The organism is Streptomyces sp. NPDC026377, from assembly GCF_055567715.1.
On sequence record NZ_JBVHPV010000001.1, the window covers coordinates 272,729 to 280,074 of the forward strand.

General features: G+C 72.7%; 4 protein-coding genes. 2 read left to right on the forward strand and 2 right to left on the reverse strand.

The window, feature by feature from the left end:
* Positions 1-237: 237 nt before the first annotated feature.
* Positions 238-2,265 carry a glycosyltransferase family 87 protein gene (locus tag ACZ4MU_RS01105; RefSeq protein WP_467869447.1) on the reverse strand — a complete coding sequence of 676 codons (2,028 nt, stop codon included), beginning with the start codon at positions 2,263-2,265 and terminating at the stop codon, positions 238-240.
* A gap of 292 nt (positions 2,266-2,557) precedes the next feature.
* Positions 2,558-5,368, reverse strand: a complete 2,811-nt coding sequence (locus ACZ4MU_RS01110; protein ID WP_467869449.1) for a D-alanyl-D-alanine carboxypeptidase — start codon at positions 5,366-5,368, stop codon at positions 2,558-2,560.
* Between the two features lie 144 nt (positions 5,369-5,512).
* On the opposite strand from ACZ4MU_RS01110, the gene ACZ4MU_RS01115 reads away from it, so the two are divergent.
* Both ACZ4MU_RS01115 and ACZ4MU_RS01120 read left to right on the forward strand, forming a co-directional pair.
* Entirely contained in the window at positions 5,513-6,259 is a 747-nt protein-coding gene (locus ACZ4MU_RS01115) for a GOLPH3/VPS74 family protein (protein WP_467869451.1), read from the forward strand.
* Positions 6,260-6,589: 330 nt separating this feature from the next.
* The coding region (locus ACZ4MU_RS01120; protein WP_467869453.1) for a helix-turn-helix domain-containing protein at positions 6,590-7,346 on the forward strand (757 nt) is incomplete at its 3' end.

Here is a 7,346-nt window from a genome sequence, read left to right on the forward strand (position 1 = left end):
CGGCGAACCCGGCTCGGCCCCGTCCCCCCAGGCGCGGGGAACTGCGCGACCAGCCCACCACCACCCGCGGACGAAAACGGGTTCAGGGGCGCGGGGAACTGCGCGAGCAACCCACCACCACCCGCAGACGCAAACCGCCCTCAGCAACGCGGAGACCTGCGCGAGCAACCCCGCACCGGCCGCCGGCACGAAGCGTCCCGCACGGTTCGCCCGGCCACAGCGCCGCGGGCCACCCTCCTAGTGGCCGGCCCGCAGCTCCGCCGGGCACGCCGTCCCGCGGCGGAGGCTGTACGGCGCCGCCAAGCGGTACGTACCCGCCCGGGGCGCGAGCAGCTCCGTCCACTCGTCCCCCGCCGCATCCTCCGCCGCCTTCCACAGACAGCCGTTCGGATTCGTGTACGACTTCGGCACCCCGTGCCCCCGCCGCTTGGACTCCGGAGTCTCCTGCGGCGGCTCCACACCCTTGCCCTTCTCGTCCACCAGCTTCAGCCACGGCGAGTACGGGATACGGACCAGGACCCGGCCGGGCGCGCTCACCTTCAGCGTCCACTCGCCCTCCCCCGCGTGCTCCACCGTCGCGGGCGGATCGGCCAGCGGCGTCGGGTTCTCGACCGCGAACAGCCGCCAGTCGGGGTTGTGCCACAGCTCCTTCAGATAGGGCTGGCCCTTCTGAATGAGCTTGGCCTCCTGCTCGGCGCCGTTGGAGTCCGGCGGGCCCATGGGCAGCACCACGTAGTGGACGGCCCAGCGGTCCAGCCAGCTCCGGTAGCTCGCCGAGTCCAGCGTGTCGTCGTAGAAGAGCGGGTTGCGCTCCATGTCGGCCTGGCGGTTCCAGCCCCGCGCGAGGTTGACGTAGGGCGCGACCGCCGAGGCCTCGCGGTGGCTGGAGGCCGGCACGACCTCCACGCGCCCGCGCTCGGCGCCGACCTGCTGGAGCTGGTCCACCAGCGGCGCGAGCGCACGCGCCCAGGAGGCGGCCGGGGCGGTGCTGACGATGTCGTCGACGGCCTTGACGCAGACCCACACGTTCATCCCGACGAACGCGACGACCAGCACGTACCACTTGCGCGAGCGCGGCACCGCGTACGGCAGGGCGGCCAGCATCACCACGCCCGCGAAGAGCATCGCGAGCCGGGTCACGTTGGACCCGATCTGCGAGTCGATGATCCAGGTGAGCAGCACGCCCACCCCGTACACCGCGGCGCCCGTGCGGACCGTCTTCCACTCCTGGGGCACCAGGAAGAGGGTGATCACCGCGAAGAGGAACGGCAGCGACACCGAGGCGAGCGACATCGGCTGGGTGCCGGAGAACGGGAACAGCAGCGCGGAGAGCGCCACGACCGCGACCGGCGGCAGACCGAGGGCGTACGCGCCCGGGCGGCGCCGGTTCAGGAACAGCGCGGCGGCGATCACACCGAGGAAGAGCCCGGCCACCGGGCTGCTCGCCGTCGCGAGCCCGGCCAGCGGCGCGGCGATCACGCCCTTGGCCCAGCGCTCGGTGCGCCAGCGGTGCGGCCAGCAGAACACCGCAGCGACCGCGCCGAGCGCGAACATCGTGCCGAGCCCGAAGGTCACACGGCCGGAGCAGGCGTTGCACAGGAAGGCGAAGAGGGCCGCGAAGGCGCACGGCAGCGGATTGCGGACGGCCCGCACCCGCACCAGGATCAGCGTGGTCAGCCCGGCCGACACGGTCCCGGCGATCATCATCGTCGAACGGACGCCGAGCATCGACATCAGATACGGCGAGACGACGCTGTACGAGACGGGGTGCATGCCGCCGTACCACGCCAGGTTGTACGCGGAGGCGGGGTGGCGGCCGACGAACTCGGCCCACGCGTCCTGCGCGGCGAGGTCGCCGCCGCTGTTGGCGAAGAAGATGAACCAGAGGATGTGCCCGACGGCGGCGACGGCCGTGACGGCGATCACGGGGTGCCGGGCCGTGAACTCCCGCACCCGGGACACCACACTCCGGACGCTCCGGCGCGGGTCCGGGTGCGTCGGCGCGGGGGCCGGGTCCTTGAGGGTCGGCGCCGGGTCCGGGGCCGCGCCCGCGGGCGTCGGTCCGGCCGTGGTCGCGGCCGTCCGCGCGGCCTCGTCCCGGCTCGTGTCCGGGTCGGGCCGGTCGTCCGGGGCCGGAGCCACGTCGAGGGGCCCGGTCAGGTTCTGGTCCCGCACCGGGTCCCTGCTCTCGTCCTGTATTCGCCCGTCCGGCCGAGAAGGGCTGCTGCCGTCGGCGCGGGTAGGCGTCGGCTCAGCGGTGGTCACTGCGGCTCTCCCGCCTCACACAGTCTCAGGACGTCTTTCGTCCCATCGCTCATAGGGACGCCGCCCCGCGTCCTCCAGTTGACCGAAGCTAGCACGAGAGCGCGAGCGGTCCGCGACCGAAGTCCGGCGGCCCCGGGTGGCCCCATCGCCCTGAACAAGATCATTACGTCCGTCTCCTTCGTCCTCCGGCCTCCCGGACCGAAGGCCGCGACCGCCGCGTCCTGGCCCCGGGCCGCCGCATGGACGCGGGCCCGCACCGTCCCCCGGTACGGGCCCGCGCTCCTGTCTGCCGCTAGCCCAGACGAGTGAGCTTCGCCCCGAAGCCGGGCTCCGCCAGATCCTTCTTCAGCGCCACCGGGGCCGAGATCTGACCGGTGCCGGAGCCCACGGTCAGCTTGCCGACCACCGTGCCCGCCTTCGCGGAGTGCGGCACCTTCTCACCGCCGGGGGTGAGCGAGATCGCCACCTTCAGGCTGGGCCATCCGGCGACGGTCAGGTCCTTGGTCGCGACGACCGGGCCCTTGCCGCCGAGGCCGTCGTCCACGTACCCGACGACGTCACCCTTCTTGATCACGGTCTGCGAGGTCAGCGACTTGCGGGTGGCGAGCAGGACGTCCTTGCTCACCTTGTTGACCAGGTCGAGGATCGAGACGGCCTTGTGCTGGCCGAAGACCGCGCCGACGATCGTCTGCTTCGTACCGCCGACCTCCTTGACCGCCGCGAAGAGCAGGTTGCCGCCCGCCTTGGTGGTGGAGCCGGTCTTGATGCCGATCGCGCCGTTGTACGGCACCAGCTTGTTGTAGTTCAGCCACTTGCGGCCGGTGGAGTCGTACCAGTACGGCTGCCGGGTGATCTCCACGAGCGCCGGGTCCTTCACCAGCTCGGTCGCCAGCTTCACCTGGTCGGCGGCGGTCGAGACGGTGGTGGCGGTCAGACCGGACGGGTCGGTGTACGTGGTGTTCGTCATCCCGAGCCGGCGGGCGGTGTCGTTCATCTTCTTGACGAACGCCGCCTCGGAGCCCGCGTCCCAGCGCGCGAGGAGGCGCGCCACATTGTTCGCGGACGGGATCATGACCGCGCTGAGCGCGTCCTTCTGGCTGAGGCTCTGGCCCGCCTTGATGGTGTCGACGGTCGACTCGTCCTTGCCCGACTTGTTGTAGCCGCCCTCCTTCTCCGCGAGGTCGTCGACGCGGATGGAGGCGCCCTTGGAGCCGACCTTCATCGGGTGGTCGCGCATGATGATGTACGCGGTCATCGACTTGGTCACGCTGGCGATCGGGACCGGCTTCTCCTCGCCGAACCGCCCCACGGTGCCGAGGCCCGACACGGTGATCATGCCCTGGCCCTCGCTCGGCCACGGCAGCTGCGGCGCGGCGCCGTCGAAGGTGAACTCCGGGGCCGACGTCATCTTCAGCTGGGCGTCCGGAAGCGGGCGTACGAACTGTACGACCGCAAAGATGATCAGCAGCAGGATGACCAGCGGGGTCCAGATCTTGAACCGCCGTACCGCGGTGCGGACCGGGGTCTGCGCCGGGGGCGGGGTGTTGGTGAGCTCCGCGAGCAGGTCCAGCGGCGGCTTCGGCGGCAGCGGCTGCTGCCGGGTCCGCTCGGCCGCGTCGGCGTCCGGAACGGAGATCCGGGGCGAGACGGGCGGCTTCGGCGCGGCGGGCGCGGCCGCCTTCGGGGCGTCGGCGTCCGGGGCGGCCTTGGGGGTGGCCGGGCGTACGTCGTCGGAGCGCAGCGGGACGAAGGTGCTGGTCCGCTCGGCCGGGGACTCGGCCTTGGGCTCATCCGCGGACTCCCCCTTGCCGCCCGGCCGCCGGATGGCGGTGGTCGGCTGATCCACCACGGGCGGTTTGACGGCCTTGAAGACGGCGGTGGGCTGATCGACACCGTCACCCGCGGCGGCACCGGCGGCCGCGCCAGCGCCCGCGGCGCTGGGCTTGGCACCCCAGGAGGCGGCCCGGCCCTGTGGGGCGGGCTTGTCCCCCTCGGGGGTGGGCTCGCCGGTGACGGGCTTGGGCCCGGTGCCAGTGACGGGCTTGGGCCCGGTGCCGGTGGGCTTGGCGGGGGCCGACTCGGTTCCGGCGTCGGCGGGCTTGGCGGTGGCCGGCCGGGGCTTGTGGTCCGCCTCGGGCCCGGTGCCGGCGGGCTTGTTGTCGGCCGCGACCTTCGCGTCGGCGGCCGACTTCGCCCCGGGCCCCCGCCCGGCCGCGGGCTTCACACCCGGCTCGGCCTTGGACTCGTCGGCGGCCTCAGGGGCCTCGGCGGTCTCACGAGCCGCCGAGGCGGCCGCGTCGGCGGAAGCCCCACGGGCCCCCTTGTCGGCAGCCCTGCCGTCACGGGACGCGGGGGCGGCACCGGCTTTCGTGTCCGCCTTGGCATCGGTTGCCGGGGTCGCCGAAGCGTCCTCGGCCGCGCCGCCGGCGACGACGTCCGCCTCGGGGGCGGGCGCCGCCTTCGACGCGGGCTCGTTCTTCCGTACGGGCGCGGTCCCCTCGGCGGGCTCCTCGTCCGGAACCTCCGCGTCCGCGTCCGCCCCGGCGGGCTTCCCGGCCGGGGTCTGCGCCTTCGCGGCACCGGCACCGGCGCCCGTACCCGTACCGGATCCCGAGCCGGAGGCCGGCCCCGTGGGCTCGTCCGGGTCCGCCGGGGCGGAGTCCGGGTCCTCGTCGGTGGCCACCCACGCCGCCACGGCCGCCCGCAGACGGGTGTCGCGGGACTCGTGGTCCCCCTGGCGCGGGGCGCGGAAGACGGCGGTCGCCCGGTCCACGGGGGCGGAGCCACCGTCCGCGGCCCGCTCGGCACTGGCGTCCTCCCCCGAGCCGTTCACGGACGCGCCCGCGGAGCCGTTCGCGGCGCCCTTGGCGGAGCCGTTCGCCGAACCAGCCGTGGAGCCCTTCGCCGAACCGCCGCGCTCCGGTGCGGAACCGGACGCGGCACCGTGGCCGTCATCCGTTCCGAACACCGCCACACGGGGATCGCGTTCGCTCGGAGTCGTCTCCCCCGACGACTGCTGCTGCTTCGACCTGTCGGGGGACTCGCCCGCCACCGATGCCTCCTCCCGGCGCCCCGGGGCGCCGTCCGAACCTGTCCGAACCATCTACCAGTGTCCTGTGTGCGGGGTTGACCCCCGTGCTAGACGAGAACGACATACCTGTCGGTTCCCGTACTTTCCACCCAGGCGCTCTCGACAGATGAATGTGAGAGGGGTCACCCTGTCATTCATCCACGCGGGGAGGCATGGATGGGCAGGAGCCGCAGAACAATTCCGGAGGAGCTTCTGCTGCTCGCTCTGGACCCGGCAACGGGTACCACAGCGCAGCCGCAGTCGCTCGACCTCGGCCTCGCCGGAGCCCAGCTAGTGGAGCTGGCTCTGGCAGGACGGATAGCCCCAGACGGGGATCGTATCGCCGTGGTGATGGCACGGCCGACAGGAGATCCGACACTGGACTCCGCACTGGAACTGCTGCGCAGGCGCGGCAGTCCGGTCCGGGCCGTCCACTGGATCGGCGGGCCCCGGCTGGGGCTGCGCCAGATTTACCTCGCGCACCTGGAGCGGTGCGGCATGGTCCATGCCGTGGCGGGCCAGATGTGCGGGGTGCTGCCGACGACTCGCTACCAAGCGACGGACACGGCGATCAGCCGGGACATCAGGGCCCGGCTGGACAATGCGATCCGCACCGGCGTACCGCCGGACCCGCGGACCGCGGCGCTCGCCGCGCTGGCCCACGCGGTCGGACTCGGCAAGCACCTGTACCCCGGCAACGAGGGGCGTTCATCGCGCTCCCGGCTCCGGGATCTGATCAGGCACGACCCCATGGGCGGACTGGTGGCGCACGCCGTCATGGACGTCCAGAACGGAGTGGGCGCGCAACCGCGCCGCAGCGCCGGCGGTCCCGCCGCCGCGGCGGGCGTCCGCGCGACCGCGACCGCGCCCGGCGTCCCGATGCAGCCGCACCGCGGCGGCATGGCCCGCGCCGTGGCCCACTAGCGGCCGCTCCGGCACCACTTCACGCACCACCGGCACCACGGCACCACCGGCACGACCCGCACCACCCAGCACCAGGCACCACCCCGCACCACCGCCGCACCGACGTCCCCCTCACGACCCGGTTCGGGAGTCGCGTCACGGGCGCGTGGGGCCGGCCTTCGCCGGTCCCGCGCGCTCGGCGTCCGCCGAGGCCCGGCACCTCGTACCGCCGGTAGCCGGTGCCCCACCGTGTGTGGCCATTTCCCAGCGCGGCCGGGAACATTGGTGGCAGTCTGCTGAGCACAGGAGCAGAAGAACAGCAGAAGTGCCGCAGCCGGAGGTGCAGTTCCCGTGGCGTCCAACGTCAATCCCACCGTCAGGCGACGCCGACTCGGCCAGGAGCTCCGTCGGCTCCGCGAGCTGAAGGGCATGACGGCCGAGGAGGTCGCCGAGCGCCTGCTGGTCTCCCAGTCGAAGATCAGCCGGCTGGAGAACGGCCGCCGCTCCATCAGCCAGCGCGACGTGCGCGACCTGTGCGGGGTGTACGAGGTCGAGGACCACCGCATCGTCGACTCCCTGATGCAGATGGCCAAGGACTCCCGGCAGCAGGGCTGGTGGCACGCCTTCGGCGACATCCCCTACAGCGTCTACATCGGCCTGGAGACGGACGCGGCGAGCCTGCGCGTCTACGAGTCGCTGATCGTGCCCGGACTGCTCCAGACCCGGGAGTACGCGCAGGCGGTCATCGAGGGTATGTGGCCCGAGGCCGCCTCCAGCGACATCGACAAGCGCATCCAGATCCGGCTCAAACGCCAGGACCGGCTCACCGACCCGTCCAACCCGCTGCGCTTCTGGGCCGTCATCGACGAGGCCCTGCTGCGCCGGGTGGTCGGCAACGAGCAGATCATGCGCGACCAGCTGCTGCACCTGGCACACCTGAGCCAGCAGCCGCATGTGACGCTCCAGGTCCTGCCGTACGACGCGGGCGCGCATCCGGGGATGTACGGCAAGTTCGCCATCCTGGAGTTCCACGACGCCATGGACGCGAGCGTGGTCTATCTGGAGGGCGTCACCAGCGACCTGTATCTGGAGAAGGCCGCCGATGTGC

Excerpts from the sequence above, each read along its gene's own strand:
- ACZ4MU_RS01110 (WP_467869449.1), bottom strand. The coding sequence starts at position 5,368 with ATGGTTCGGACAGGTTCGGACGGCGCCCCGGGGCGCCGGGAGGAGGCA.
- ACZ4MU_RS01115 (WP_467869451.1), top strand. The coding sequence starts at position 5,513 with ATGGGCAGGAGCCGCAGAACAATTCCGGAGGAGCTTCTGCTGCTCGCT.